This window comes from Chryseobacterium gambrini (assembly GCF_900156825.1).
Lineage (GTDB): Bacteria > Bacteroidota > Bacteroidia > Flavobacteriales > Weeksellaceae > Chryseobacterium > Chryseobacterium gambrini.
In genome coordinates, this window is record NZ_FTOV01000001.1 from 188,198 (window position 1) to 213,550 (window position 25,353).

At 37.3% G+C, this 25,353-nt stretch carries 32 protein-coding genes; 24 read left to right on the forward strand and 8 right to left on the reverse strand.

Annotation, left to right across the window (positions count from 1 at the left end):
• Nucleotides 1-14: 14 nt before the first annotated feature.
• The 23 genes from BW951_RS00855 (at nucleotide 15) to BW951_RS00965 (ending at nucleotide 20,450) form a co-directional block, all read left to right on the forward strand.
• A complete protein-coding gene (locus BW951_RS00855) occupies nucleotides 15-461 on the forward strand; it encodes a hypothetical protein (protein ID WP_076390070.1) in 447 nt (148 codons plus the stop codon).
• Between the two features lie 6 nt (nucleotides 462-467).
• Nucleotides 468-908, forward strand: coding sequence for a DinB family protein (locus BW951_RS00860; RefSeq protein WP_076390071.1), 441 nt, complete (start codon nucleotides 468-470; stop codon nucleotides 906-908).
• 6 nt (nucleotides 909-914) lie between these two features.
• Nucleotides 915-2,063 (forward strand): THUMP-like domain-containing protein, encoded by a 1,149-nt coding sequence (locus tag BW951_RS00865; RefSeq protein WP_076390072.1) that lies wholly within the window; start codon nucleotides 915-917, stop codon nucleotides 2,061-2,063.
• Between the two features lie 119 nt (nucleotides 2,064-2,182).
• Nucleotides 2,183-2,455, forward strand: a complete 273-nt coding sequence (locus tag BW951_RS00870; protein WP_076390073.1) for a hypothetical protein — start codon at nucleotides 2,183-2,185, stop codon at nucleotides 2,453-2,455.
• Nucleotides 2,456-2,758: 303 nt separating this feature from the next.
• Nucleotides 2,759-4,138: a dipeptidase gene (locus tag BW951_RS00875; protein ID WP_076390074.1), complete on the forward strand. Its 1,380-nt coding sequence runs from the start codon at nucleotides 2,759-2,761 to the stop codon at nucleotides 4,136-4,138.
• 89 nt (nucleotides 4,139-4,227) lie between these two features.
• Nucleotides 4,228-5,232, forward strand: a complete 1,005-nt coding sequence (locus BW951_RS00880; RefSeq protein WP_076390075.1) for a T9SS type A sorting domain-containing protein — start codon at nucleotides 4,228-4,230, stop codon at nucleotides 5,230-5,232.
• Nucleotides 5,233-5,391: 159 nt separating this feature from the next.
• Nucleotides 5,392-6,309: a T9SS-dependent choice-of-anchor J family protein gene (locus BW951_RS00885; protein ID WP_084196328.1), complete on the forward strand. Its 918-nt coding sequence runs from the start codon at nucleotides 5,392-5,394 to the stop codon at nucleotides 6,307-6,309.
• Between the two features lie 141 nt (nucleotides 6,310-6,450).
• Nucleotides 6,451-7,158 (forward strand): SDR family oxidoreductase, encoded by a 708-nt coding sequence (locus tag BW951_RS00890; RefSeq protein WP_076390077.1) that lies wholly within the window; start codon nucleotides 6,451-6,453, stop codon nucleotides 7,156-7,158.
• 184 nt (nucleotides 7,159-7,342) lie between these two features.
• A complete protein-coding gene (locus BW951_RS00895; RefSeq protein WP_076390078.1) occupies nucleotides 7,343-8,089 on the forward strand; it encodes an electron transfer flavoprotein subunit beta/FixA family protein in 747 nt (248 codons plus the stop codon).
• A gap of 129 nt (nucleotides 8,090-8,218) precedes the next feature.
• Nucleotides 8,219-9,166 carry an electron transfer flavoprotein subunit alpha/FixB family protein gene (locus BW951_RS00900; RefSeq protein WP_076390079.1) on the forward strand — a complete coding sequence of 316 codons (948 nt, stop codon included), beginning with the start codon at nucleotides 8,219-8,221 and terminating at the stop codon, nucleotides 9,164-9,166.
• Between the two features lie 209 nt (nucleotides 9,167-9,375).
• Nucleotides 9,376-9,975, forward strand: a complete 600-nt coding sequence (locus tag BW951_RS00905) for a bifunctional nuclease family protein (RefSeq protein WP_076390080.1) — start codon at nucleotides 9,376-9,378, stop codon at nucleotides 9,973-9,975.
• A gap of 21 nt (nucleotides 9,976-9,996) precedes the next feature.
• Entirely contained in the window at nucleotides 9,997-11,379 is a 1,383-nt protein-coding gene (locus BW951_RS00910) for a nucleoside permease (protein ID WP_076390081.1), read from the forward strand.
• Between the two features lie 115 nt (nucleotides 11,380-11,494).
• Nucleotides 11,495-12,040 carry an RNA polymerase sigma factor gene (locus BW951_RS00915; protein WP_076390082.1) on the forward strand — a complete coding sequence of 182 codons (546 nt, stop codon included), beginning with the start codon at nucleotides 11,495-11,497 and terminating at the stop codon, nucleotides 12,038-12,040.
• Nucleotides 12,018-12,725, forward strand: a complete 708-nt coding sequence (locus BW951_RS00920; RefSeq protein WP_076390083.1) for a hypothetical protein — start codon at nucleotides 12,018-12,020, stop codon at nucleotides 12,723-12,725. The genes BW951_RS00915 and BW951_RS00920 overlap by 23 nt, the downstream gene beginning before the upstream one ends.
• An 81-nt stretch (nucleotides 12,726-12,806) precedes the next feature.
• Nucleotides 12,807-13,892, forward strand: a complete 1,086-nt coding sequence (locus tag BW951_RS00925; protein WP_076390084.1) for a hypothetical protein — start codon at nucleotides 12,807-12,809, stop codon at nucleotides 13,890-13,892.
• Nucleotides 13,893-13,964: 72 nt separating this feature from the next.
• Complete coding sequence (locus tag BW951_RS00930) at nucleotides 13,965-14,342, forward strand: hypothetical protein (protein WP_076390085.1); 378 nt, start codon at nucleotides 13,965-13,967, stop codon at nucleotides 14,340-14,342.
• Nucleotides 14,343-14,592: 250 nt separating this feature from the next.
• Complete coding sequence (locus tag BW951_RS00935; RefSeq protein WP_024566577.1) at nucleotides 14,593-15,843, forward strand: site-specific integrase; 1,251 nt, start codon at nucleotides 14,593-14,595, stop codon at nucleotides 15,841-15,843.
• A 578-nt stretch (nucleotides 15,844-16,421) separates the two neighbouring features.
• Entirely contained in the window at nucleotides 16,422-17,495 is a 1,074-nt protein-coding gene (locus tag BW951_RS00940) for a DUF932 domain-containing protein (RefSeq protein WP_076390086.1), read from the forward strand.
• A 51-nt stretch (nucleotides 17,496-17,546) separates the two neighbouring features.
• Complete coding sequence (locus BW951_RS00945) at nucleotides 17,547-17,954, forward strand: hypothetical protein (RefSeq protein ID WP_024566579.1); 408 nt, start codon at nucleotides 17,547-17,549, stop codon at nucleotides 17,952-17,954.
• An 83-nt stretch (nucleotides 17,955-18,037) separates the two neighbouring features.
• Nucleotides 18,038-18,451 (forward strand): DUF1281 family ferredoxin-like fold protein, encoded by a 414-nt coding sequence (locus BW951_RS00950; protein ID WP_228377433.1) that lies wholly within the window; start codon nucleotides 18,038-18,040, stop codon nucleotides 18,449-18,451.
• A 4-nt stretch (nucleotides 18,452-18,455) separates the two neighbouring features.
• A complete protein-coding gene (locus BW951_RS00955) occupies nucleotides 18,456-18,893 on the forward strand; it encodes a hypothetical protein (RefSeq protein ID WP_076390087.1) in 438 nt (145 codons plus the stop codon).
• Nucleotides 18,894-18,911: 18 nt separating this feature from the next.
• On the forward strand, nucleotides 18,912-19,106 hold the full coding sequence (locus BW951_RS00960; protein WP_024566581.1) for a hypothetical protein: 195 nt from the start codon (nucleotides 18,912-18,914) through the stop codon (nucleotides 19,104-19,106).
• Nucleotides 19,107-19,457: 351 nt separating this feature from the next.
• The gene (locus tag BW951_RS00965) at nucleotides 19,458-20,450 is read left to right on the forward strand and encodes a hypothetical protein (protein ID WP_024566582.1); all 993 of its coding nucleotides are present in this window, start codon (nucleotides 19,458-19,460) and stop codon (nucleotides 20,448-20,450) included.
• Between the two features lie 45 nt (nucleotides 20,451-20,495).
• On the opposite strand, the gene BW951_RS00970 is transcribed toward BW951_RS00965, so the two are convergent.
• From BW951_RS00970 to BW951_RS00990, 5 genes are all read right to left on the reverse strand, one after another.
• Complete coding sequence (locus BW951_RS00970) at nucleotides 20,496-20,885, reverse strand: response regulator (RefSeq protein WP_024566583.1); 390 nt, start codon at nucleotides 20,883-20,885, stop codon at nucleotides 20,496-20,498.
• A gap of 272 nt (nucleotides 20,886-21,157) precedes the next feature.
• Nucleotides 21,158-21,457 carry a helix-turn-helix domain-containing protein gene (locus BW951_RS00975; RefSeq protein WP_076390088.1) on the reverse strand — a complete coding sequence of 100 codons (300 nt, stop codon included), beginning with the start codon at nucleotides 21,455-21,457 and terminating at the stop codon, nucleotides 21,158-21,160.
• The gene (locus tag BW951_RS00980; protein WP_024566585.1) at nucleotides 21,438-21,749 is read right to left on the reverse strand and encodes a helix-turn-helix domain-containing protein; all 312 of its coding nucleotides are present in this window, start codon (nucleotides 21,747-21,749) and stop codon (nucleotides 21,438-21,440) included. The genes BW951_RS00975 and BW951_RS00980 overlap by 20 nt, the downstream gene beginning before the upstream one ends.
• Before the next feature lie 181 nt (nucleotides 21,750-21,930).
• Nucleotides 21,931-22,212: a molybdenum ABC transporter permease gene (locus BW951_RS00985; RefSeq protein WP_076390089.1), complete on the reverse strand. Its 282-nt coding sequence runs from the start codon at nucleotides 22,210-22,212 to the stop codon at nucleotides 21,931-21,933.
• A 65-nt stretch (nucleotides 22,213-22,277) separates the two neighbouring features.
• Complete coding sequence (locus tag BW951_RS00990) at nucleotides 22,278-22,895, reverse strand: cysteine hydrolase family protein (RefSeq protein ID WP_228427456.1); 618 nt, start codon at nucleotides 22,893-22,895, stop codon at nucleotides 22,278-22,280.
• Nucleotides 22,896-23,037: 142 nt separating this feature from the next.
• Between BW951_RS00990 and BW951_RS00995 the strand changes: the two genes are divergently transcribed.
• A complete protein-coding gene (locus tag BW951_RS00995) occupies nucleotides 23,038-23,355 on the forward strand; it encodes a MerR family transcriptional regulator (RefSeq protein WP_076390091.1) in 318 nt (105 codons plus the stop codon).
• Between the two features lie 47 nt (nucleotides 23,356-23,402).
• Here the strand turns inward: BW951_RS00995 and BW951_RS01000 are convergent, their stop codons facing one another.
• Genes BW951_RS01000 through traN form a run of 3 tightly spaced genes read right to left on the reverse strand, consistent with a single transcriptional unit; the run spans nucleotide 23,403 to nucleotide 25,344 of the window.
• A complete protein-coding gene (locus BW951_RS01000) occupies nucleotides 23,403-23,852 on the reverse strand; it encodes a DUF3872 domain-containing protein (RefSeq protein WP_076390092.1) in 450 nt (149 codons plus the stop codon).
• A gap of 11 nt (nucleotides 23,853-23,863) precedes the next feature.
• On the reverse strand, nucleotides 23,864-24,424 hold the full coding sequence (locus BW951_RS01005) for a conjugal transfer protein TraO (RefSeq protein WP_024566589.1): 561 nt from the start codon (nucleotides 24,422-24,424) through the stop codon (nucleotides 23,864-23,866).
• Between the two features lie 20 nt (nucleotides 24,425-24,444).
• Nucleotides 24,445-25,344, reverse strand: coding sequence for a conjugative transposon protein TraN (gene traN, locus BW951_RS01010; protein ID WP_024566590.1), 900 nt, complete (start codon nucleotides 25,342-25,344; stop codon nucleotides 24,445-24,447).
• Nucleotides 25,345-25,353 lie beyond the last annotated feature (9 nt).

The following is a 25,353-nucleotide window of genomic DNA, read 5'->3' on the forward strand; positions in this document are numbered from 1 at the left end:
TTCTTGAAAATATCATGAAAAAAAGTTTATTAATTTTCTTTTTGATGCTTTTCGGGTTATGTTTTTCACAAGTCGAAAAAGATTTATATGGAAAATGGATGGGAGTGGATCAGGGTGAAAAAGGTTTTGTGACGTTTTATCCAGATGGATTCATATCATTTAACTTCGGAAGTGATAATATTGACGGGAAAAATTTTATTATTCCTGAAGGTGATTTTAAAGGAAAAGTTGGTCAGATAAAATATAAAGTAGATTTCTCTAAAAAACCATTTAAAATTACTTTAATTACTTATTTTAAAAATGGGGATGAACTTATTAGTGGAGAATTTAATAAAGGACTTATTGAGTTTACTAAAAAAGATGAAATTCTATTTTATATGGACACTGAGCAAAAAAATCCTGCAAAGATAGATCCATTATCACCAGATACAATGCTGTTCAAAAAAGAATCTGATTTGTAACTTAGTATGAAAGAAAAATTAGTTGATTTATTCGAATATACTTATCATTTCAACAAAGAAATGATTAAAATTATTTCTGAAAATCTTGAAAAGGTTGATGAAAAAACAATCAGTCTTATCAATCATACTTTAAATGCCCAACAAATTTGGAATTCCCGGATTTTAAATGAAAAATCTTTTGAGGTTTGGCAAATTAGCCCTTTTGAAAATTTAAACGGGATTAATCAGCAAAACTTTAATAAAAGCCTTGAAATTGTTCAGAAATTTGGTCCGGATCAAAAAATAGAATATCAGAATTCAAGAGGAACAAAATTTGAAAACACAGTTTTCGAAATGCTTTTTCAGGCAATTAATCATTCCACTTATCACAGAGGACAAATCAATTCGTTATTAAAACAAAGCGGAATTACTCCTATTTTAACGGATTACATTTTTTATAAAAGATAAAAAACTTTGAAAAAAGAAATTTTATATCAGGAAATTCAGAAATTTATCAATGCAAATCTAAACGCAGATTTGCATTCTTTATTATTAAAAAAATCCCCGTTTCAGGAAGTCTCCATACAGGAAATTGTTCAGCAGATCAAAGGAAAGCAGGTTGCACAGAAGAAATTTCCGTTTCTGCTTAAAGAAGGAATTATTTTTCCACAACAACTGAATTTAGAACAGTCTTCCTCCGAAAAAACAGCATTGTATAAATCTCGAATTTTAAAAGGTAAAAAGTTCATTGATTTAACCAGCGGTTTTGGAATTGATGCCTATTATTTATCAGAAAATTTCGAAGAAATAACTTTGGTGGAACAAAATGCTGAGCTTTTGGCAATTGTTGAACACAATTGGAACGTTTTAGGCAGGAAAGCAAAATTTATCAACCAGAAGCTGGAAGACTTTTTACATGAAAATACAGAAACTTTCGATGTAATCTATCTCGATCCAGCGCGAAGAGACCACAATAAAAATAAAGTTTTTTTACTCGAAGATCTTTCGCCTGATATTATTGAAATTCAGGAAAAACTACTTTCTATCTCCAATGAGGTCGTGATAAAACTTTCGCCCTTAATTGATCTGAAATATCTGGTTTCCGTTTTACCCAACCTTTTCAGGATCGATATTATCGCCTTAAAAAACGATGTTAAAGAAGTTGTTGTATTTCTGTCAAACCAAAATTCAGACAAAATCATCTGTCGTTGTGTAAACCTCGAAAGTCATGAAGCAGACTTCAGCTTTGATTTTGGCAGTGAAGAAAGTGCAGCAGCAGAATTTGGTGAACCTGAAAAATACATCTACATTCCCAATAATTCGGTTTTAAAAGCCGGAGTTTTTAATGTAATCTCAGAAAAATTCAAATTAAAAAAATTACATCCGAATACACATCTTTACACGTCAAATCAAAAGATAACTGATTTTCCCGGAAGGATTTTGGAAATGGAAGTTATTGAGGCTAAGCAGATTGTAAAGAAAAGTCAGTTCAATATTATTTCCAAAAATTATCCGTTAAAACCCGAGGAAATAAAAAAGAAATACAGTTTAAAAGACGGCGGAGAAAACTATCTTATTTTTACACAATCCAAAAAAGGAAAAATTATACTAAAATCAGTATAAAAATGTTGCCGAAAAAAATAGGAATCCTTAATTTTGGGCAATTAAAAATAAAAATAAGAATCGTCTTTGCTTATTCAGGCGAAATGATTCTGATGACCTTAAAAAAATAAATTTTACATATGAAAAAATTAGTTATATGTTTAGCGATCGCAGCAATGGCTGTAAGCTGTAAAAAAGTAGCTGCAGGAGGAAACAAGAATACTCTGAAACTTGAAGAAGGAGCAGAAAGATATTCAGATGATCCTCAAGGTGAAGGTCATGGTCACGAAGCTGCAACAATGCATACAGAAGAGGCAACTGCAGAAAAGCACGAAGCCGAAGCGCCAAAAACAGACAGTACAGCAACTGCAAAACCTGCCGAAGCTAAAGAAGCTCCAAAAGCTGAACACTAATTAAAAGTACAATATAAAAATGTCCCGCAGCAATGTGGGATATTTTTTTTGGAGCTGTTTCGCGCTTTCCGCACTCGCTATTTCCTGGGTTTCGGCGCGGCGAAGCCGCGCCGAAACCCAGGAAATGAGCTCAGACAAATGCTGTAATCACGGCTAAACTGAAGTCTGTCAATCAATTTCAGGGATAAAATACCTTTCAGATTAATATTTTTAGAAAACACACTTCAGACCTGAGGAAAATTATACGTTTTTGTTTGTTCCTGAGAAGCAAATTTTTTACTTTTAGCAAAATAATATTTTACAATGCAAGAGACATTAAATTACATCAGCGAAAACAAACAGCGTTTCGTCGATGAATTATTTGAATTACTGAGAATACCTTCAATTTCTGCTGATCCAGCTTATAAAAACGATGTTTTAAAATGTGCAGAAGTCGTGGCAGAACACCTTAAAAATGCGGGAGCAGATAACGTGGAAGTTTGCCAGACCAAAGGATATCCTATCGTTTACGGAGAAAAAATTTTAAATACAGATTTACCGACGGTTTTAGTATATGGACATTATGATGTTCAGCCTGCAGATCCGTTGGAACTATGGACAAAACCGCCATTCGAACCGTATATTGAAAAAACAGAACTTCATCCGGAAGGAGCCATCTTTGCAAGAGGTTCGGCAGACGATAAAGGACAGTTTTTCATGCATCTTAAAGCTTTTGAAGCCATGATGAAGACCAATGCGCTTCCTTGCAACGTTAAATTTATTCTCGAAGGAGAAGAAGAAGTAGGTTCGGTAAGTTTAGGAGACTGGGTAAATGAAAACAAAGAAAAACTTTCTTGTGACTGTATTTTAATTTCAGATACCCATATTTACAGCAACGAGCAGCCTACGGTAACAACAGGTTTAAGAGGATTAAGCTACGTGGAAGTAGAAGTGGAAGGTCCGAACAGAGACCTGCATTCAGGGCTTTACGGAGGGGCAGTTCCAAACCCGATCCACGTACTGTCTAGAATGATTGCGAATCTGATCGATGAAGACGGACATATTACCATCGATGGATTCTATGATAATGTGGAAACCGTTTCAGATTCAGACAGAGCAGATATGAACAAGCTGAAAGATAATCCTGAAGAATTCAAAAAATCCATCGGCTTAAACGGTGTGGAGGGAGAAAAAGGATATACCACTTTGGAAAGAACATCTATCCGTCCAACATTAGATTGCAACGGAATTTGGGGAGGTTATACAGGAGAAGGAGCAAAAACCGTAATTCCTTCAAAAGCTTTTGCCAAGATCTCAATGCGTCTGGTTCCTTATCAGACTCCGGAAGAAATCACCGAAAAATTCACAAAATATTTTGAAAAAATCGCTCCTCAAAATGTAAAAGTAAAAGTAACGCCGCATCATGGAGGAATGCCTTATGTTTTACCAACCGATACCAAAGAATTTTTGGCAGCAAAACAGGCAATGGAATCAGCCTTCGGAAAAGAAGTACTTCCATACAGAGGAGGAGGCAGTATCCCGATTACCGCTATGTTTGAGCAGGTTTTGGGAGCAAAATCCGTTTTAATGGGCTTCGGATTAGATTCTGATGCCATCCATTCTCCAAACGAACATTACGGATTATTCAATTTTTACAAAGGAATTGAAAGCATTCCGTTATTTTTCGAGAATTATTCCAAGTAAATTTTAACAATCAATAAATGAGTCCCTTAGATTTTTTTCTAAGGGATTTTTTTATATATTTAACATGCTAATAAATTAATTGAAATCTAATGAAAAAAATTCTACTTTTTATTTCCGGAATACTTTCCATAGGCAGTATTTACGGACAGGTTATTGACAGCCAGAATTTTAACAGCTTAACGCCCGGAAATGTCGGCACAAACTTTACAGGAGCTTCTGCAGGACAGGGAGGCTATTATCTGTTAAACGGTGTTGCTTCAGATTACCAGATCGCTACTATTGATGCTGCTCATGCAAATTCATTAAAAATTACAGCGGGTTCAGGATATGTAGCGACAAGCGATCCCAACAACCATTCTGTGGTTAAACTGGTAGGAGTTAATGCTACAGCAGGAAATGATATTATCAAAGCGACATGCAATTTTTATACAGGATCTGCAAACGGTACAGGATCAGTATACATAACTCTTTTTGATGACGCAACAACTCCGGGAGTAATTGTAAGTCTTATTTACAACGTGGCCACAAAAACCATGACAGCAGGAGGTACATTAACCAATGCCGGAACAAGAGGTTTCTTTGGTATTAAAACTTTAGGAGGAACCTATCCTGCGAACACGTGGGTTAATGTAGGTATGGCGTATAATATGACAACCGGAGTAATGAATTGGTATACTCCACAGGAAAGTTACACTTTCTCTACTCCTCCTTCAGGATATGCCTTAATTCCTGCTTTGGATGTGGGGCAATACCGTACTTATAATATTAATGCTTCAGGAAATTCCGTAGCTTATAACTGGGCAATTGATAATTTTAATCTATCTTATTCCAACAATACAATCCTTGCAACTAGAGAAGAAGTTTCTAAAGCAAAAGAAGATATTGTCATCTATCCAAATCCTGCAAAAGATATCGTAACGATTGAAGGTAAAAATAAAATACTTTCAGTATACGTTTATGATCTTTCCGGAAAAAGGATCGATCTTCCTTTAACGGGTAATAAAGTAAATATTTCCGGCTTGGCAACTGGAAATTATGTATTGAGAATTAAAACAGATGAAGGTGTGGTTACTAAAAAACTGATTAAAGAATAGGAAATAAATCATTTATATCATTAAAGGCTGTATTTTTGATAATGCAGCCTTTTTAGTTAAAATATTACTTAAAAATGTGGTATTAGCATCATATTTTAAATATAATTGTTTTGTTTTTAAAATATTATTAATATATTTATAAAACTAAATTTTAATGATATGAAAAAACTTCTACTACTCGGCTCAATTCTGAGCCTGGTCTCGATGAATGCGCAGACCAATGTTTACAGCTATGGTTTTGATACCGCTTTTACAAACTGGACAACCTCTAATCAGAGCAGTCCGGTAACCACTTCGGTCTGGACAAAAGCAACCTATGCGACACCTCTTACAAATCCTCTGTTCGGGAGCGGCAATACCACTACTGTTCCTGTAGGACAGGCAGGAGGCAGCAATTCTTTTGCATTGGTAAATTACACAAGTACATCAGGAGCGGGGACAATCAGCAACTGGTTATTTACAAATGCGATAGACGTAAAAGATGGAGATATCGTGAGCTTTTATTCCAGAAAGGGAACAGACGGGACGATAGATTATCCCGATCGTCTGGAGCTGAGATATGCATTGGCAGCCGGTGCGGTTCTTCCTACAACAGGAGCTTCCGCTGTCGGATCTTTTACCAACTTAGGAGTATCTGTGAATCCAAATCTGGCATCAGGTTTTGTTTATCCTAAAACATGGACGAAATACAGCTTTACAGTTACGGGAGTAGGTGCAAATCCTGTTCCGGTAAGATTTGCCTTTAGATATTACGTCACAGACGGAGGACCAAGCGGAAACAATTCCGATCTTATAGGAATCGATACTTTTTCTATTGACAGACCTACATTATCAACCAATGATGTTGCTTTAAGTGAAAAAAGCATATCTGTATATCCAAACCCTACAACAGATTACATATCCATCAGATCGGCAGACAAATTCAGCAATATCGAAGTTTTTGACATTGCAGGTAAAAAAGTTGAGGTAAAAGTGGAAGGAGATAAGATAAATGTAAAACATCTCAATTCCGGATCATACATCATCAGCATGGAATCCAAAGGGAATAAAGTTTCCCAGAAATTCATCAAAAAATAAATTAATTCTAGATTATTTTGAAAGCGCTTCGATTCGGAGCGCTTTTTTATTTGAACCTGTAAACTGACAAATGTTAGGCAATAAAAATTACTTTATTTAAAGCATTTTTGTTATTTTTAAGAACTTAAATTTGCAATAATTATGATCGATAATAAAGTAGCATACATCACAGGCGGAACCAAAGGCATCGGTTTCGGAATTGCCAAAATTTTGCTTGAAAACGGAGTTTCGGTTGCATTTTCGGGAAGAAAAAAAGAAGATGTGGAAAAAGCTGAACAGGATTTAAAGCAGATTTCTGAAAACGTTCTGGGAATTGTATCGGATGTAAAAGTTCTTGAAAACGAAGAAAAAGCGGTACAACAGATAAAAGAAAAATTTGGCAGACTCAATTTTGTGATTGCAAATGCCGGTTTGGGAATTTTTAAGCCTGTGGATGAACTTTCTGCTGAAGAGTGGAAGGACATGATTGAAACCAATTTAACAGGTGTTTTCTATACATTAAAAGCTTCCGTGGAAGAGCTGAAAAAGACAGAAGGATATTACATCACGGTTTCAAGCTTGGCGGGAGCCAATTTCTTTGAAAACGGAACAGGCTACAATGCCTCAAAATTTGGCGTAGTAGGTTTCACACAGGCTGCAATGATCGATTTAAGAAAATACAATATCAAATCTACGGTAATTATGCCGGGTTCTGTAGCCACGCATTTCAACGGAAATATTCCTTCGGAAAAAGACGCATGGAAGATCCAGCCCGAAGATATGGGGAATCTGGTTTTGGATATTTTAAAAATGAACCCGAGAGTTTTACCGAGTAAGATCGAATTTCGGGCAACAAAACCCGCTAAATAATGACTTTAATGCATTGAATAGTAAAATAATAAGTACTATGCATGCATAATATATTTTTTATTTATATTAGCGAAACATAATTTAACTGAAATTTAAAGTTTCTTTAAATTTTATTGAAGCATAAAAAATAGTACACATGGAACCGAAAAGTTTCATCTGACCATTAAAACAATAAGAACAACATATGAAAATATTAGTTTGTATAAGTAGTGTTCCGGATACTACTTCCAAAATTAACTTTACAGCGGATAAATCTGCATTCGACAAAAACGGAATTCAGTGGGTAATTAATCCTCTTGACGAATTTGCGTTAACAAAAGCAATAAAATTACAGGAATCTCAGGGGGCAACAGTAACGGTAATCAACGTAGGAGATGTTTCTACAGAGCCTGTTGTAAGAAAAGCTTTGGCAATCGGAGCAAACGATGCCGTAAGAGTAAATCTTGATCCTAAAGACAGTTTCTCTACAGCTAAAGAAATTGCAGCAGTTGCACAAAACGGAGGATACGATTTAATCCTTTGCGGTAAAGAATCGATCGATTATAACGGAGGTTCTGTTCCTGGAATGGTCGCTCAGTTATTAAACCAGCCTTTCGTAAACGCATCTGTAGGTTTAGAAGTAAACGGAAGCGAAGCTACTGCAGTAAGAGAAATTGAAGGAGGTAAAGAAACCATTTCTGTAAAATTACCGGCTGTAATCGCGGGTCAGAAAGGATTGGTAGACGAAAAAGACTTAATTATTCCGAACATGAGAGGAATTATGTCTGCAAGAACAAAACCTTTGCAGGTAGTTGAATCTACATCTTCTGAGGTGAAAGTTCAGGGAGTTTCTTATGACAGCGTTCCGCCAAGAGCAGCCGTAAAATTGGTTTCTCCGGATAATTTGGATGAATTGGTAAGATTACTTCACGAAGAAGCAAAAGTAATTTAATAAGAACCAAGTAAAAAGTAAAAAGATTCAGGATAAAATTGAGGTTTTAAAGACTCAAAAGTATTTCATTAACATAAAATACAATTTGCAACCTTGAATCTTGAACATTAAACCTTAAACAAATTTAAAATGGCAGTATTCGTATACGCAGAAAATATAAACGGAGTTTACAAAAAAGCAGCTTTTGAAGCAGTTTCTTATGCTAAAGCTGTTGCAGATCAGGCTGGAGATACCGTAACGGCGATCTCTGTAAACCCTACAGATTCTTCAGATCTATTGTATAAATATGGAGCTTCAAACGTAATCAACATTAAAGACGAAGGTCTTAAAAGTTTCTCCGCTAAAGCTTACGCTCAGGCGGTAAGTGAAGTGGCAAACGGAAACATCATCGTTTTCCCTCACACAACAGATGCTTCTTCAATTGCCCCGATGTTGGCAGTAATGAACGGACATTCTTTAATCACTAATGTATTGGAAGCTCCTGAAAGCCTTTCTCCGTTTCAGGTGAAAAGAAGAGCTTTCTCAGGAAAAGGCTTCATGCATGCAAAAGCAGAAGGAAACGGAGTTATTGTAACGGTTTCTCAAAACGCTTTTGGAGTGAAGGAAAATGCAGTTTCAGGTTCAGAAGAAGTTAAAAACTTATCTGTTGCCAATGAAGATACCAAAGTAATCTCTCACGAGCAAAGCTCAGGAAAATTAGACCTTAAAGAAGCAGAGATCGTAGTTTCGGCAGGAAGAGGGTTAAAAGGTCCTGAAAACTGGGGAATGGTAGAAGATCTGGCAAACGTTTTAGGAGCTGCTACAGCTTGTTCAAAACCGGTTTCAGATATCGGATGGAGACCTCACACAGAACACGTAGGACAGACCGGTAAAGCGATCTCTCCCAATCTTTATATTGCAATCGGTATTTCCGGGGCAATTCAGCATTTGGCGGGAGTGAACTCTTCTAAAACAATCGTGGCAATCAACAGTGATCCTGAAGCTCCGTTCTTCAAATCTGCGGATTATGGAGTGGTAGGAGACGCTTTCCAGATTATCCCTGCATTAACGGAGAAAATTAAAGCAATTAAAGGATAATAGAGGTTAATTGTGAATGATCAGCCTGCTTCGTCTGTCAGTTTTAGTTATTATTTAAATTAAAAATTCACCGGCAAAGCAAAATTGACTTATAAAATAAATTCACAATTCACCAATCAATAAAATTCGCATATAAAAGCCCATTTCGGGCTTTTATTTTTGTCTAAAAAGTAAAAAAAACTTTGAAAAATTAATCTATATTTGTAGCTATGGATTATAAACAGTTAATTATTCGCGGGATATCGTACAGCCAGACACAATCCGGGGCGTACGCACTATTATTGGAACATGAGGAAACACATATAAAATTACCTGTTGTTATAGGGAATTTCGAGGCACAATCCATTTCTTTGGGGCTTGAGAAAGACATTCACCCGCCTCGCCCTCTTACACACGATTTATTTACAAAATTTATCGTTTCGGCAAATTACGAACTTGTATCCGTTATCATCTATCAGATTGTAGACGGCGTTTTCTTCTCAAATATCAACTTTAAAAATAAAGCTACGGAAGAAGAGCTCATCTTAGATGCAAGAACTTCCGATGCGGTAGCCATGGCGGTACGATTTGATGCACCTATTTTTACTACCCAACAAGTACTGAACGAAGCAGGAATTCTTCTGGAACTGGAAGATGTTTCCAAAGAAGAGCAGCCGTTTTCCGAAACGGTTCAGGTGGAAGATAACCTGAAATCCATTTCAATGGAAGAATTGCAGAAATTGCTGGATGAAGCGGTAAAAGAAGAAGATTATGACACTGCTCTTGAAATTCAGGAAGAAATCAGGAGGAGGAAGAAAAAAATTGACTAAAAGAGATTATTTATACTAATTATGAATTTAAAATTACGACTGACCGTCTTGAGTTTTCTGCAGTTCTTCGTTTGGGGAGCGTGGCTGATTACGATGGCTAATTTTTGGTTCGGTACAAAACATTGGGACGGAGCGCAGTTTGGTGCTGTTTTCGGAACCATGGGAATTGCTTCCATTTTTATGCCGACCATTACCGGAATCATTGCCGACCGTTGGGTGAACGCAGAAAGGATTTTTTCAGTGTTACATATTTTATACGGTATCGTGCTTTTCATTCTGCCTCATTCGGCGGATCCCGGTTCTTTCTTCACGGTAATGCTTGTGGCAATGTGTTTTTACATGCCGACTATTGCATTAGCCAATTCAATATCTTATACCATTCTTAAAAACAGTGAGCTGGATGTTGTGAAAGACTTTCCGCCAATCCGTGTTTGGGGAACCATCGGTTTTATTGTAGCCATGTGGATTACCAACCTTACGGGGAACAAAGCTACCGAAGGACAATTTTACATTGCCGGAGCTGTAGCCATTTTCTTAGGAATCTATGCTTTAACATTACCAAAATGTCCTCCGCAGAAATTAATAGACAAAGATGCTCCGTTATCGGAGCAATTAGGTCTAAATGCCTTTAAACTGTTCAAAGATTACAAGACAGCCTTGTTTTTCCTGTTCTCCATGTTGTTAGGAGCGGCTTTACAGCTTACCAATGCTTACGGAGATGTATTCCTGAGCGAATTTGAACACTTTCCGAAATACGCAGACTCTTTCGTAGTGAAAAGATCTACCATTATTATGTCCATTTCTCAGGTTTCCGAAACCCTGTTCATTTTGGCGATTCCTTTCTTTTTAAAACGATACGGAATTAAAAAAGTAATGTTGATTTCAATGTTTGCGTGGGTTTTAAGATTCGGTTTCTTTGCTTATGGTATTCCGGAAGGATTTGGCTTAAGTTTAATCATTCTTTCCTGCATCGTTTACGGGATGGCTTTCGATTTCTTTAATATTTCAGGATCACTTTTTGTGGAAACCACTACCGATAAAAAGATCCGTTCTTCGGCTCAGGGATTATTCATGATGATGACGAACGGTTTCGGAGCGGTTTTCGGAAGTTATGCAGCAGGCTGGGCAATCGATAAATTCTTCACCCACAAATTTACTACAGCTTCTTCACTGGCAAATTATCTTGAAACAACACCGGACAACCAGACTTTTTTAGGAATTCTGCAAAAGAGTTTCAATTCTGCGGTAAATCCGGACGGAACGTTGTCTTCTATTGTAATGGTAAAAGACTGGCATAATATCTGGCTTTCTTTCGCAGCCTATGCGTTGGTTTTAGCTCTTTTATTTGCTGTTCTGTTCAGACACAAGCATACCCCTATTCAGACATCAGATATCAAACATTAATTTTATCGTATTGATAACGAATATATTAAATTGCACTTTCAAAAAAAGTGCAATTTTTTTTGATATTCAGGCAACCCTTTCAAAAATCTCTCGTCTTATAAACAGAAACTAATTAATGAAGAATTTAGAAGAGAATTTTAAACTGGCAAAAAAGCAGGATCGGAGAGGGCAGAAAGCTCTGTACGAAATGTTTTCGGCGAAAATGCTTGCCATAGCAAATTCTTATGTGAATAACCTTCATGATGCGGAAGATATTTTAATGAATTCTTTTTTCACTTGTTTTTCAAAAATAGAGGAATGCAGAGAATGGAAAAGCTTTCAGTTCTGGCTGAGGAAAATCGTAGTGAATAACTCGTTTAATTTCATCAGGAAAAACAGAAATATCCTTTACACGGATGTTGAGATCAGCGAAATCGGAAATGTTGAGGAAAACTGGGAAGAAGAAATGGAGGAGTTTAATATGGAGGAAATTTTTTCAAAAATGCCCGATGGATACCGATTGATTTTCAACCTGTATGTTTTTGAAGAAAAAAAGCATCATGAAATAGCAGAAATACTGAATATTTCTGAAGGCACCAGCAAAAGCCAGCTGAGCAAATCTAAAAAATGGATTGCAGATTTTTTAAAACAGAAGCAAAATGAAAAACAATACGCTAAATAATTTAAAATCCGAGTACGAGAAGCTTGAAATAAAGCCTTCCGCCGATCTTTGGGACAGATTGGATCAGAAGCTGGATGAAAAGCCTGAAAATGCTTCAAAACAGTCTTCCGGATGGTGGAAATATGCAGCCATTATCCTGTTGATGGTTTCTGTAGGAACAATTATTTATTTTAAAAACAAAAATAACTTTGACCATCAAAAAACCGATTATATTGTAAAACAGCGTCTTGAAAATGCGGTAAATCCCATAAATCCGGAATTTGAAAAACAATCTGTCGCTTCTGAGGAACAAAAAAACAATCAGGAAAATACGGTAAAAGCTGTTTTAAAAAATCCGGAAACGAATTCGGCTGAGGTTTTAAATTCAAAAAAAGAAGTTAACATTCGAAAAATTTCGAGTCCTGCAATTGAAGAAATTGCATTTAAGCAACAGGGAACTATCGATATTAACCCCGACAAAATTAAAAGCGAAAATATAATTTTTCCCGCGATCGCCAATGTAAAGAAAACAAAATCAGGCTATATTAATGCTGATGAACTGCTTATGGGAAGAGAATTTGATAAAACCAGAGAAGAAGCGAAAAAAGATGATCGCAAATTCGGAGTTTTTAATATCAATAAAGTCTTTCAGAAGGTGGATAATGTAACGGTTCTTGGCGTAACGGTCTACACCGACACGAAATAGATTCTAATACTTTAAAATAAAAATTACTGTTCTTTTTTATGAACAGCGGTAAAATATTGTCTAAAAAATAAAAGAAAATACATGAAAACTAAATTTGCCTTAATGACTGCTCTTTTTGCTTTTTCCTACGCCTTTTCACAGGAAGTAAGACCGGAATTACGAAGCTATTCTAAAAAAGTGGACAGCATTGTAGTCTCAGAAAAGTCTAAAATGAATCTGGAGCTGGATGATCTGGATAAAAGCTACAGAGAGAACAAAATAAGCGCTGATGAAAAGCAGAAGCAGAGAACAGAAATCGCGATGAAATACGAAGAAATCATCAACGAAAAAATAAACAGCCAGAAAGAAGAGCTGGAAAATGCAACCAAAAGCATTGTAAAAGATGTTGTAATGGGAAGATCCGGAAAACAGTCTATTGAACTTTTAGCTCAAAATAATGCGCTTCTTACGCTGAATACCTCCGGTAATAAAACCAAAAAAGACCTTTTACGCACGACAGATTTTAACATTGGTTTCGGTTTCATGAATCTTACAAAATCATCCTCTTCCCTTGCAATAGGCAATAAAGAATCCGGAATACGAGTAGGGAATTCCATGTCTTCACAAATGGAATTGAGAATGACGAGACAGATTGGCTCTCTGGTTTCTCCGGTATTTTACCGTATCGGTTTGGGATATCGGTCAGATTCTTTCTCACCGAAAAAAACAACAATTTTCACTCAGGATAAAAATGAACTCTCTATTTCGGATTTTAATACTTTCGCCGAAGGAAATTTAAAAAAATCATATCTCAAAAATCACTATTTTCTGGTTCCGATCGATTTTGTATTTGTTTTAAATCCTAAATATACTGTAGAAAACAATGAAAAAATGCTGGATAATTCCAAAGGGAATTTCAGAATCAGTGCAGGCGTTTATGGAGGCGTAAGATTTCTTACCCAAAACTATATCATTTACAAGAATGAAGAGAACAACCGCGTAAAATACAGAGAAAACATTCCGGACGCTGTTAATGCTTTTCTTTTTGGGGGCAAATTGTCTTTAGGATACGGTCCGCTTAATATTTTCGTGAAAAAAGATTTCACACCCATATTTAACGATCAGGCAAAAATTAATAACAAATATGGCGTTCAGATAGGATTGGAGCTGTTATATATCAATTTTTAATATGAATCTTCATCATAGAAAAACACACTTTTTGGAGTGTGTTTTTTTTTGTATTTTGGCACTTTAAGAAATATGAAAAATATTCAGTTATTAGGATTGGTGTTGGTGGTTGCAGGAAGTTTTCTGCCGCTCGTTCACGTTCCGGTTATTGGGAACTGGAACTATTGGAAGCTCGATCATTCTCTGGCAGTAATCTGTTGGATACTTTCCGCAGGAGCGCTGTTCGGAATAGCCAACAACAAGGCAAAAGTTTCGAAGATTTTTGGAGTTCTTCTGCTGCTTCTGTTTGTTTTTACACTCATCGCCGTAAAACTTCAGGCTTCAGATTACTTCAGCTTTATGCCGTTTAAATCGTGGCAGGATAAATTGGCGAGAATAGTTAAGTTAAAATGGGGCTGGATATTAGAATTTTTAGGAGCATTCATCATCATTTTTACAAAAAAAGATTAGTAAAAAGCAAAAATAAGCAAAACGGTTAAAACCTTTGCTATACAAGGCTTTATAAAAAGAGTAGTCTTAGTTCGGAAGTCGGTGTCTGATAGGTTTGGGGCTTAAATTGACAAGGTTAGGTTACTAATTCGTTACCGATTGACAAAGGTAATGATATGGCTTAACTGATTATATTTCAGTCTTTTGCGCCCTTTTCTACATTCCCTTGTAACTCAATGTAATTTAATTTTAAACATTAAACATTTGAGTTATGGAACAGACAAAAAAATCGACGTTCAAACTGCTTTTCTATTTGAAAAAGAACGAACTGAAAAAGAACGGTAATGCCCCGATTATGGCACGTATTACTATTGACGGAACCCCTAAGACTTTCGGAACAAAGTTAGAAATTGACCCCAATAATTGGGATTTGAAACACGGAAGAGTTCAGGGAAAAAGTGCGCAGGCACTAAGCATTAATAAAAAACTGGATAACATACGTGGGCGTATCGACAAGATTTATGAAGATATGCTGAAGCACGAGGGCTTTGCGACCGCCCAAAAAGTAAAGCTATCTTTTTTAGGTGTTGGTGTAATGGATGATGCAATACTTAAAGTCTTCAACGACCAAAATGAGGATTTTAAAAAACTGGTCGAAAAGGAAGAACGCTCACAAAGCACCTACAACAAGTATATCACAGTTTACAATCATCTTACCACGTTTATCAAAGAACGCTATCATCGTGATGATATGGCTTTCCGGGAATTGACTGCCGATTTTATCCGGGAGTTTGATTTTTACCTCCGGTACGATTTACAGTCTTCGCATAATACGGTTTGGGTGTACACGATGCCTTTATTAGCCGTTGTGGAACTGGCTATTAAAAAGGGCTTGATACGTGATAATCCGTTTCAGGATTATGAAATCAATATGGAAGAAACTGACCGGGGTTATATCCTTAAAGAAGATGTAGAAAAGCTGATAATGTGCGTACCATCGCACCCACGGTATGAACTGGTAAAAGACCTGTTTATTTTCAGTTGCTTTACTGGACTTGCTTATGCGGATATTAAGAAACTGACAAGGAACAATATTCAATCATTCTTTGACGGTCATCAGTGGATTATCAGCAGGAGAAAGAAATCAGATATTGCTTCTAATGTTCGGTTAATGGAAATCCCTAAGCGTATCATTGAGAAGTATCAGGGTACGACAAGGAATGAATTTATCTTTCCGGTTCCGACCAATGCAACCTGCAATACACACATAGGTAAACTGGTTGAAAAGGCAGAAATCATTACAGAACAAAAAGTAACCTTTCACACGGCAAGACATACTTTCGGAACAATGTTTTTGACGGAGGGCGTACCGCTTGAAAGCCTTAGCAAAATGATGGGACATAAAAACATTTCCACCACACAGATTTACGCTAAAATTACAAGCCAAAAAATCAGTAAGGATATGGATTTGGTTACACCGAAATTTAAGGCAATGGAAGAAGCATTTATGATGGCAATCTAATCAGCTTTTATTTAATCACAATGAGCAGAACTTAACGGTTCTGCTTTTTTATGCCCATACTTTTTAGGTAGGTAAAGCACATTTACTTTCCTCTACCCAGTCCAACGCTGTAAAAGAGCTTATTACCTACTTGCTAAATAGAAAATTGAAAAACGAAACCCATATCTAACGCCCCCTTGCTATTCCGTTTTTCAAATCTCTATTACAGGCTATCATAGCCTGGTCATTAATGCCATAAAAATTTAGAATAGAAAATTTCCACAATCAACCGGTAAAAAGGCAGCTAAGTTATAGCGGGCAGCCACCCCACACTCCCAACCAAAAGACTACGGCATAATGGCAAGGCAAAATGTTGGCTTCGCCGAGTTGCTGTGTGTTGCCTTGCCACCCTCTGGGACTTATTCCGTTTCCTTTCGGTTTTACGCTATTGCCCGCTTGGATTATCTGCTTTCTTTTTTCCGGTTTTTCTTTTGGAAAAATTTATGCGAAGCGAAGCGGAGCAAACCACAACGGGAAACGGGAAACGAGAAAAGCGAGTAAGCAAATAACATTTTTTCAAACATCAAAAATTTAGCATTATGGCACACAACATCAATTTCAACGAGCAAACAGGACGTCATTCATTCTTCAGCGTTCAGCAAAAAGCGTGGCACGGTTTGGGGCAAATCGTAGAGCAGTACCCAACAAGCGAGGAAGCAATCGTACACGCAGGTTTAGATTACGAGGTTATCAAATCCCCACTGTTTACACAGGGCAGAACAATGAACATAGGCGACAGCGGAGAACTAATTGAAGCTAATGACATTTTAGTACCTAACAGTTTCGCAACACTCCGCACAGACACTAATAGACCGTTAGGCGTAGTAGGTAAAGACTACCATATCGTACAAAACCGTGAGGCGTTCAATTTCTTTGATGCTATTGTAGGCGGAGGCGATGGGATATTGTACGAAACCGCAGGAGCATTGGGCAACGGGGAACGCATTTTTATTACTGCCAAGCTGCCCGACTATATCCGAGTAGGCAAAGGCGACGATGTTACAGAAAAGTACATCTTCTTAACCACAAGCCACGACGGTAGCGGAAGTATTACCGCAGCATTTACCCCTATCCGTATCGTATGCCAAAACACCCTTAACGCATCATTGCGGAGTATGACCAATGTAGTGCGTATCAAACATACGTCAGGAGCAAAACAACGTATCGAGAACGCCCATAAGATTATGGGACTTGCCAATACTTTGAGCAACCAATTAGAGGGCATTTTTAACCAGTGGACAAAAGTACGAGTAACAGACCGTGAAGTAAGAAAGTTAATCCAGTTGGCACTATGCCCGAACAAAGAAACGCTTGACCTGCTGAAAAAAGGTGCGGAAGATGAGGTTTCCACCGTGTTCAAAAACACCGTAGATGAAGCCTTTGAATACGCTATGATAAGCGACACCCAACAAATGGCAACTACCAAAGGCACATTATTCGGGGCTTACAATGCCGTTACAGGTTACTTTCAGAATGTACGCAATTATAGGGATAGCGAAGCCAAACTACAATCTATTGTAATGGGTGGTACAGCACAGCTAAAGACCCAAAAAGCCTTTGAACTGTGTACAGACTTTGCCTATTCAGGAGCAGAGATTTTAAACTTCAATTAATCATCTAAGGCGACTGCCTGCAAAGGTGGTCGCCTACTAAAAACAAAAGATATGAAAGCATTAGATAAAATGGATAGCCTCGATAAAGTGGGCTTATTATGCAAACTGTTTCCCGCAGAACTGGAGAACCTGCAAAACGCTATAAAAACGCAATGCGACTACTTTTTGCAAAATGAAACCGCCTTTCGTGAGGGTTGGTATCAAAAGGGATTTTTCACGGCTGAATTTTGGTACAGGCTTGTGCAGAATGCACAAAAAGGAACAGCCCAAAATGAACCTCTTTGGAAACGCCCGAACTGGTTTACAGACCATTTTTTTGACGGACACAATTCAATTTTCGCTATTCACTGCCTGATTGAATATACAGAGGATGCACAATGCAACCTTCAATTAAAACAGACGATACACCTGCTTTTCGGGACTGACAAATTTTTACAGATAACCTTAAACGATAAATAATTATGGCTAATTGGTGCAACAATACGGTTGTTTTTGAGGGAACATCCTAAGCAATCGAACAGATAACACAGCTATTCAAATCAATGGCTGAACAGGAACAGAAAGACGACTGCGGGCAATTACCCGATTTCGTACAGGACACTCACGGAGATTATTTCTACAATATCAGTCAGGACAATGAAAGTGCGGGCGTATTCCAGTATGAAACAAAATGGTCGCCAAATACGGAAGCCGTGAAGCAGATAGCCGAACATTTAAAAGTGGACTTTACACACGAGTATGAGGAATTAGGATGCTTAGTATATGGTCAGGCAATATTTGAAGACGGCATACTAACAAACACCTGCTTAGATAGTCAGGACTTTTGCAGCTATGAATTAGACGAGGACACAGACACGTACCATTTTGAGGGCAAGGAGTACGACAGCGAATGGGAAATACTCGACACCCTATTAGAACGTAAAATCGAAAATCAGTTAAACACCACTAAAATTTAGAACGATGAAACTATCAGATAAAGCGACAGCACATATTTTGGTTAAAGCCAATACTAACAGCGAATGGGATAATTGCGGGTTTGCAATTATCCACCTATCCGAAGAATGGAAAAAAGAACAGGAAAAACGGCTTGCACTGGTTAAGCCTTTAGAGGGCAATTCTTATTTCTGCTCAATGAACTACTATGATACGGCAGTAGATTTTTACAGTACAGGCGAAGACGATAACCCGAACATTGAAGAAATGCTAAACGGTAAGGAATGGGTATTCGTGGAGCTTGACGAGCAAGAGCAGGAAACGTTTACCGTTCCTGAAAACCGACTGGATTGTTTCAGGCTTGTATTGCGGGCAAACGGTACAGGTTACTATACAGTATACGGAAAGCATACGAGCGAAGAATTTTGGACGGAAGAGTTTTCATTAATCAAGTTAATTGCTTAATCAGAAAAATTCAGCACAATGAAAATCAGAGATAAAAACGGAAATTGGATTGAAGTTACTGACCTCAAAAAAGGTATTTGGCAAACTGGGTGGTACAAAGAATATCAGCATAACCCACCCGTTGAAAGCGATAAGGAAAGACAGGCATATTGGGCAGATATACACGAGAAATTATTAGCTTTAAAAGTAGGGTTAAATAACCCGAAAAATTAACAAACCGCCTGACCCGAAAAGTCGGGCGGCAAAAAGACAGATCCTTCCGATGGTCGGAACAGTCTTTTTGCATTGAATAGGTGTAACCCCTTTGTCAAAATGCAACCGCTCTGCACTTTCCCCATTTTACATTTTATCAAAATAGGTTACGATATTATTGTGTGGGATATTCAGTATCCCATTATTTGTTTTGTAATGACTTCTTTTCTTTCCACACAGCGACCAAAGAAAAGAAGCAAAAGAACGTCGCTTGGTTAATTTTGTCTTTTGTTTTTTTTGTAAGCTATCAAACAATTTCTAATTGATTAAATTTGAAATTTGTCAACAATTACAAATCGCTAAATCAAAGTAATGATAGAAACTGAAATTTCAATAACAGTAAACAGAAAGCCTGATATTAATTTAATAGAACAAAAAATTATCGAAAACAAATTTCAATTTCCAATTTACATACGAGAATATGAATTTAGTTATCAAATAAATTTCACGAGCGATTATGAAGAATGGGAATTGGATACAGCAATTCTCAATAGTTTCCCAGGATATGAATTTACTAAAAACCTTGAAAAAGGGCGAAAAGAAATAAGAATTCAAATAATGAGATACCAGTCTGAATTATCGACTGATGGTTGGGGAAGACAGATTGAAAATCCATTAAATGAAACGAAATATCTTGTAAAAACCTCAGCAAGCAAACCTGAAAAATTCAGCCCTAAAATCAAAGTTTTATTTGAAGACAAAGAGGAATATTACTTTATTAATATTGTGGATGGCATTAACAAAACCACCGATGAAAAAGGTTTTTTGTTGTTAGATGACTTCAAAACAAAAAATGAGGATGGCAATGCTGAAATTTTAAAAGATAAACTTTACAAATCTCCTCAAGAGGCTTTCCAATGGGGATTTTACAAAATATCTGATGTTGTAGAAAACGATTTTAACATATATCTTGAAAACAAAAAGAAAGAAATCAGAGAAATTCAAAAGCTACCTCGAAAAATCATCCGTGATTTTATAAATGCTTGTAATAGCTCCGATGAAAGTAATATTCTGAAACATCTTGACGAACAAATAATTTTTGAGAAACGTAAGAATTGGAAAACCATTTTTGAAGTCGAAGGAATTTCAAAATTCAAAGAATACCTTAGTTCTTCCGAACAAGAATTATGCGGCAAGGATTTTAAAATTAGGTCATCTTGGAATTTTAATTTGCCCAATGTCACTATTGGTGTAAAATATTTTCCTTCTTCAGTTGACAAAGGAAGTAAGTTCAATCTTAAATATGAACAAATGACAATTACATTAGATAATAATAAGATTGTCGGTATTATATATGAAATTTAATAAAATTTATCATTGAAATTCGGATACGAAAATGATTGCTAATAGTTACTTGGTCGCTACTTCAATGGCTTTTCTAAAATCATCTGCATCGCTGCCAATAAGCAGATAACCTGCAAAACCAATCTCTAAAAGAGATTTTACTGTTTTTTCTGTATCAATATCGCTATGGGCAATCAGCTTAATGGTTGGATATTGCGTTCTTAATTTTTGAAGCTGCTCAAGCACATTCTTGTTGTAAAAATCAAGGTCTATAATACAAACTTTGGGAAGCTCTTTTAATGCTGATAATTGAGATAATCCGTCTTCAATGTTTTCCGAACGAAATAATACTTCAAGCCCTGAAGCAACGAGGTTATCACAGGTCAAATCCAAAATCGGACTGTTATCATTGATAAAGGCAAGAGTAATTCTTTGTTGTGCTGTACCAGTTTCCATATCATACCTTTTTTGTGTTGATGTAGCCCCGCACAAAAAAGAAGGCGCAGGCAAACTACACTTACCGACATTGAGGCACTGGTATACCCGACAACGAATAAGCGAGCGCCCACGCCTATGACGCGAGCGTTCCTACTTATCTGTCCCGTTGTCTTAAAAATTACCAGTTTTCAATGTGGGACTTAAAGCAAAAACACTTTAAGTATTTTCTATATTTTCGATAACAAAGATACTGAACTCTTTCCTTTTTGATAGCATATAATACAAAAAGGTTACGGTAAAACTGCTTTATGTGAAATATAATTCTGTTCCAGTATTGTCAGAATATCGCTTTCCTTGTAAATAATCTTACCGCCTATTTGTATATACGGCAGGATATTATCATCACGATATTGCTGTAAAGTCCGTTTGCTGATATGGAGCAACTTATACACATCTTCGCCCGAAAGGTATATTTCGCCGTTCATTACAGGGCGGTAGTTTTTCAATATGCTTTCGATACGGTTTCTTAGTTGCGTTATCATTTCCTGATGGACAATGATTTCTTCATTGTCATTCGTGAATAAATCCATTTTCGGTAGTATTGTACGGCTGTCCGGCTTCGAGCAAAGCCTGCACGTCCGAGCGTTTATAATAATTCTTACGGTTTAGTCGGGAATAGGGCAATAAGCCTTTGTCCTTGTAGGTCTGCAAAGTCCGTTTGGTTATGTTCATCATCAAACATACTTCTTGGTTATCGAGCCACTTCTCTTCTTTGAAAATAGGCGTGTATTTTCTCGTGGCATTTTCGGTCAGTTCCAAAAGTTCCCGTAGCCCATTATTCATTCCGTCCAATGCGGACTTTTGTATTGCGATAACTTCCATAATCTGCTCATTTTTTCTGTGGAAGTCGAATTTATAAAGGCTTGTAGTAGTGATAGGGAATGTTGCAGGGTTTGGCTTTGAGAGGTAGTGTTTGGCGTTTTACGTTTGCTACAAACGAAAAATCGGATAACCTTTTGGGCTATCCGATTTATTCAAAATATTGTTAGAAAAAAGTCAGTGTTTATCGTGATTGTTCCGTTTTTACTTCCTGTTTTTCCTTATCCTTTTTCATTTGGCTGTAAGTCCAGATACAGACAACACCAAGAATAATCAAAGCGTAAGCAATCCATTTCCCGACACGTTCTAAAAAACGCACAAATACAGCAGTAGAATACCTCGAAAACATTTCTACACCTGCCACGCTACGTCTGTAAAACTTCCTGCGGTTGATAAAATAGATAAGCCCTATACCAACAACGATAACAATAATACCAAACACTAATTGAGCCGTAACCGTATCCATACCACTAAAATTATAATACAAACAAATTTAAAAAAAATAACCTTGACATCTATTCCGTATTAGTCTTATTCGTTTACAAATTCACTTGTTGTCAAGTGTTCCCCAAAATGATGAACAATCTCACTCAAAAAGTATTCTTGCTGAACTTTATTAAAAGCTGAAGTAGCATCGGAAATCACATAAGTATTGTAGCCTTTTTCGTGTCCGTCCCTAAAAGTGCTTTCTACGCAGACGTGTGTTGCATAGCCGACCAAATATAAGTTTTCGATTTTGTTGTTTCGTAAGTACACGTCCAAATTTGAGCCTGTAAAACCACTTGCTCCAACACGCCCTGTAACCACAAATTCGCCCTCAATCGGTTTTACGGTTTCATAGAATTGTGAACCAAATCCGTTAATCGGGAAAGTTCCTGCGTTTGGTATGGCTTTTCGCAAACCGCTTTTTCCATTGGCTAATTCGGGATAGCCTTTTTCAAAGCGTAAACCCACGTGAATAATCTCAATATTGTTTTTTCTTGCATAGTCCAATGCCTTTTCAATATTCTCAATGGAGGTCTGCATCATTTCTTTATCTTTTACCAAAGCCTTGTACAGCTTTCCGTCTGTGTGCATCCACTCGTTTTGGGTTTCAATAAGGATTAAGGCTGATTTGCCCTGCTCTTGTGCATTAATTTTACTTGTCATAGTTATAACTGTCAGAATTAAAAAAAGTAATCGTTTCATTTCATTTTGCTTTTAATTATCAATAATTGTAAATAATCTACAATTGCAAAATAAATGCTATTATTTTATATTTGCAACAACTATTGTAAATAATTTACAAAAAATGGCAAAAGCAGATAAGGAGATAGACCTGTCATTCGACTTCGATTTTTTAGATAAATTGGTTGTTGGTATTGGAGAGGTATCACAAATTACAGGCATTCCGACAAGGCAAATCCGCTATTGGGAAGACAAAGGCATTATCACAAGCCTGACCGAAGAAGAGGGCAAGAACAGGCGTTATAATTATGAGAATATCAAAAAGATACTTCTTATAAAAGAGTTGATGGATGAGGGCTATACTTTAGATGCTTCCGCTGAAAAGGTCAAAAAGCGTATGGAAATGATTGAGCAAACGCTGAATAAGCTAAAGAAGAAATAAAAAAACGGCTTATCATCTAAGCCGTTTTTTGTGCATTGAAATGATAATCAATCACTACTATTAAACTGAAAGCTCAATTGCTTTTCGTTTCCGAAGCTGTCCGAAATCCAAACCTCAAAAGATTGTGATACGGTAGAAGCCGATGTGTAATACAATCTGAATTGCTCCGTTGGCAATGGGTACAAATCGTTCGGCAGGTACGGTGGTTCATCATAATACCTTAATGTGCCTTGCCCGTCAAATTGGAAGTATCGGAGAAAATACTGTGTGTTGCTGTAATTTCCTGTACGCTGTATGGTAATGCGTATTTCTACGGTCTGTCCGTTGGCAACATCTTTGGGTACGGGCATTACATTGACCTCAAAAGGAAAATCGTTCTGTATTTCGAGTTCATCGTCTTTGCTACAAGATACCAACGTAACCGAAGCTGTGAGGATTGTCAGGAATACATATAATGGCAGTAATCCTATTCTGAATTTATTGAATATTGCTATCATTGTTTTACGTTTTAAAAGTTAAACTTTAATCCCACACCTGCGGATGGACGGAACTGTTCCAGATCCGTCCCCCACAAAACTTTTGTACGCCCTTGTAGGACTAATACAAAACGGTCGGACAGGTAGGTTTCAAAAATGAGGCGACCGCCTGCTCCGTAGATAAAATTATCTTCGCTCAATATTTTCGCACCGTCGTACAGCATCGCTTCGCCCCGGTTGATGGCTTCGTAACCGACCACGCCCGTTACGGCGAAATTCAGCGTAATGTTCTTACGGGCATCTCCCAACAAAAAGAAGCTGTAACCGCCCTCTGTGGAATAGGTTTCCTGCGGTATGCGCAGGTCTTTGTAATCGTGGTACTGGTGGGTATATTCCAACGCCCAAAGCTGGTAATTACCATTTTTACCGTTTATGGTCATTGCTGCGCTGATGTAGTAATCATTGCCAATCTTATCATTGGACAATACACCTGCACTTATTTCCAATCCCTTCTGCTTCGGCAGCATCCTTTGTGCCTGTGCAGCCGTGATGCCTATCAGGACAAACAGCACGGTATAGATACACTTTTTCATATTCTTGCTTTAAAGGGTTATTAAAATTTTAGGTGCATATCGTCAATCAAACGGGCTTTGATTAGGTCGGAATTTTCGACCTGCAATGTTTGATGCCTGCCGCCGTTTTTCTCGAAAATCTCAATCAGCAACACCTTATCATCGGCAATGGTAAACTGGTCTAACAGGAAAACATTTTGTTCGGTCGATTTTCCGGCAATACCGTCCAATGGCTTGTAAGTTCTTAAAGGCGTTAAAGGGCGTTCCTGGACTACGGTGCGTTTGGCTACCTTTTTATCCACGACTTTGAAATTGATAAAATCAATCTCGAAAGGCACATTGGTACGGTTTCTCAATTCCGTATGGAAATAGTATTTGCCGTTGTGTATGTAAATCCCTTTCAGGATAAACTGAATGCCGAAACTTTTAGCCCCGATATGCTTTACAATGCGCTTGTCTTTCTTGTAAATGGTTTCCAGTAACAAGCCTGCCAGTGAGGGCGAATTGTTGCCCAGTTCCTCGAAAAGCACGTCGTTACCGTTGGCTTTATCCACCGCTTTTTGCATTGTGAGCAGGTCGTAGCTCAATGCCTCCGGGTAGGAGCTGTAATACACGTTGAAGCTGTAAAAACGCCCGTCATTCGTGATAACGGAGAAATTCGTTTCAGGCTCAAAGTCCCTTACTGATGCTTTTACACGCAAAACGTTTTCGGCATCTTCGGCTTTCCCCGCAATCAGGTATTCGCTGCCCAAATCCACGTAACGAATGGCGGTCGGGAAAATTAGGTGCGACGTTTTATCGTAGGTAACTTCCATACGGTACGGTTCTATCTTGCCCAATGCAAGCGGTGTTTTTGCAGTTGCACTATCCTGTGCATAAGTTGTTACGGCAAAGCCGAGTATCAGAGCAATAGCCCAAAAGGTTTTTAAATGATTTTTCATTGTTTTATT

What these genes read in the sequence shown, in the direction of transcription:
- traN (WP_024566590.1), bottom strand. Translation starts at nt 25,344, where the DNA reads ATGAAAAATCATTTAAAAACCTTTTGGGCTATTGCTCTGATACTCGGC.
- BW951_RS00950 (WP_228377433.1), top strand. Translation starts at nt 18,038, where the DNA reads ATGGCTGAACAGGAACAGAAAGACGACTGCGGGCAATTACCCGATTTC.
- BW951_RS00960 (WP_024566581.1), top strand. Translation starts at nt 18,912, where the DNA reads ATGAAAATCAGAGATAAAAACGGAAATTGGATTGAAGTTACTGACCTC.
- BW951_RS00965 (WP_024566582.1), top strand. Translation starts at nt 19,458, where the DNA reads ATGATAGAAACTGAAATTTCAATAACAGTAAACAGAAAGCCTGATATT.
- BW951_RS00955 (WP_076390087.1), top strand. Translation starts at nt 18,456, where the DNA reads ATGAAACTATCAGATAAAGCGACAGCACATATTTTGGTTAAAGCCAAT.
- BW951_RS00860 (WP_076390071.1), top strand. Translation starts at nt 468, where the DNA reads ATGAAAGAAAAATTAGTTGATTTATTCGAATATACTTATCATTTCAAC.
- BW951_RS00970 (WP_024566583.1), bottom strand. Translation starts at nt 20,885, where the DNA reads ATGGAAACTGGTACAGCACAACAAAGAATTACTCTTGCCTTTATCAAT.
- BW951_RS00990 (WP_228427456.1), bottom strand. Translation starts at nt 22,895, where the DNA reads ATGACAAGTAAAATTAATGCACAAGAGCAGGGCAAATCAGCCTTAATC.
- BW951_RS00875 (WP_076390074.1), top strand. Translation starts at nt 2,759, where the DNA reads ATGCAAGAGACATTAAATTACATCAGCGAAAACAAACAGCGTTTCGTC.
- BW951_RS00900 (WP_076390079.1), top strand. Translation starts at nt 8,219, where the DNA reads ATGGCAGTATTCGTATACGCAGAAAATATAAACGGAGTTTACAAAAAA.
- BW951_RS00930 (WP_076390085.1), top strand. Translation starts at nt 13,965, where the DNA reads ATGAAAAATATTCAGTTATTAGGATTGGTGTTGGTGGTTGCAGGAAGT.
- BW951_RS00985 (WP_076390089.1), bottom strand. Translation starts at nt 22,212, where the DNA reads ATGGATACGGTTACGGCTCAATTAGTGTTTGGTATTATTGTTATCGTT.
- BW951_RS00870 (WP_076390073.1), top strand. Translation starts at nt 2,183, where the DNA reads ATGAAAAAATTAGTTATATGTTTAGCGATCGCAGCAATGGCTGTAAGC.
- BW951_RS00920 (WP_076390083.1), top strand. Translation starts at nt 12,018, where the DNA reads ATGAAAAACAATACGCTAAATAATTTAAAATCCGAGTACGAGAAGCTT.
- BW951_RS00995 (WP_076390091.1), top strand. Translation starts at nt 23,038, where the DNA reads ATGGCAAAAGCAGATAAGGAGATAGACCTGTCATTCGACTTCGATTTT.
- BW951_RS01005 (WP_024566589.1), bottom strand. Translation starts at nt 24,424, where the DNA reads ATGAAAAAGTGTATCTATACCGTGCTGTTTGTCCTGATAGGCATCACG.
- BW951_RS00915 (WP_076390082.1), top strand. Translation starts at nt 11,495, where the DNA reads ATGAAGAATTTAGAAGAGAATTTTAAACTGGCAAAAAAGCAGGATCGG.
- BW951_RS00940 (WP_076390086.1), top strand. Translation starts at nt 16,422, where the DNA reads ATGGCACACAACATCAATTTCAACGAGCAAACAGGACGTCATTCATTC.
- BW951_RS00980 (WP_024566585.1), bottom strand. Translation starts at nt 21,749, where the DNA reads ATGGAAGTTATCGCAATACAAAAGTCCGCATTGGACGGAATGAATAAT.
- BW951_RS00885 (WP_084196328.1), top strand. Translation starts at nt 5,392, where the DNA reads ATGAAAAAACTTCTACTACTCGGCTCAATTCTGAGCCTGGTCTCGATG.
- BW951_RS01000 (WP_076390092.1), bottom strand. Translation starts at nt 23,852, where the DNA reads ATGATAGCAATATTCAATAAATTCAGAATAGGATTACTGCCATTATAT.
- BW951_RS00975 (WP_076390088.1), bottom strand. Translation starts at nt 21,457, where the DNA reads ATGGATTTATTCACGAATGACAATGAAGAAATCATTGTCCATCAGGAA.
- BW951_RS00880 (WP_076390075.1), top strand. Translation starts at nt 4,228, where the DNA reads ATGAAAAAAATTCTACTTTTTATTTCCGGAATACTTTCCATAGGCAGT.
- BW951_RS00905 (WP_076390080.1), top strand. Translation starts at nt 9,376, where the DNA reads ATGGATTATAAACAGTTAATTATTCGCGGGATATCGTACAGCCAGACA.
- BW951_RS00935 (WP_024566577.1), top strand. Translation starts at nt 14,593, where the DNA reads ATGGAACAGACAAAAAAATCGACGTTCAAACTGCTTTTCTATTTGAAA.
- BW951_RS00945 (WP_024566579.1), top strand. Translation starts at nt 17,547, where the DNA reads ATGAAAGCATTAGATAAAATGGATAGCCTCGATAAAGTGGGCTTATTA.
- BW951_RS00910 (WP_076390081.1), top strand. Translation starts at nt 9,997, where the DNA reads ATGAATTTAAAATTACGACTGACCGTCTTGAGTTTTCTGCAGTTCTTC.
- BW951_RS00855 (WP_076390070.1), top strand. Translation starts at nt 15, where the DNA reads ATGAAAAAAAGTTTATTAATTTTCTTTTTGATGCTTTTCGGGTTATGT.
- BW951_RS00925 (WP_076390084.1), top strand. Translation starts at nt 12,807, where the DNA reads ATGAAAACTAAATTTGCCTTAATGACTGCTCTTTTTGCTTTTTCCTAC.
- BW951_RS00890 (WP_076390077.1), top strand. Translation starts at nt 6,451, where the DNA reads ATGATCGATAATAAAGTAGCATACATCACAGGCGGAACCAAAGGCATC.
- BW951_RS00895 (WP_076390078.1), top strand. Translation starts at nt 7,343, where the DNA reads ATGAAAATATTAGTTTGTATAAGTAGTGTTCCGGATACTACTTCCAAA.